Genomic DNA, 543 nt, shown 5'->3' on the forward strand with positions numbered 1-543 from the left:
TGCATTTAGGTGCAGCGTCGCGTGTTTCTTGCTGGAGGTAGAGCACTGGATGGTCTAGGGGGCCCACAAGCTTACCGAAATCAACCAAACTCCGAATGCCAGTAAGTGAGAGCGCGGCAGTGAGACTGCGGGGGATAAGCTCCGTAGTCGAGAGGGAAACAGCCCAGACCATCAGCTAAGGTCCCTAAGCGATAACTAAGTGGAAAAGGATGTGGAGTCGCACAGACAACCAGGAGGTTGGCTTAGAAGCAGCCACCCTTGAAAGAGTGCGTAATAGCTCACTGGTCAAGTGATTCCGCGCCGACAATGTAGCGGGGCTCAAGTTATCCACCGAAGCTATGGCATTCACACAACAGCTAAGCCTTCGTGGTTCAGGTGTGTGGATGGGTAGGGGAGCGTCGTGTGGGGGGTGAAGCGGCGGAGTGATCCAGCCGTGGACGCCACACGAGTGAGAATGCAGGCATGAGTAGCGAATGACAGGTGAGAAACCTGTCCGCCGAATGATCAAGGGTTCCAGGGTCAAGCTAATCTGCCCTGGGTAAG

Annotated in this window: 1 rRNA gene; it reads left to right on the forward strand. The window is 55.1% G+C overall.

The window, feature by feature from the left end:
- Window positions 1-543: ribosomal RNA gene (locus ACYVIH_RS22690) — 23S ribosomal RNA — on the forward strand; the annotation flags it as partial.

Source organism: Nocardioides pakistanensis (genome assembly GCF_054781215.1).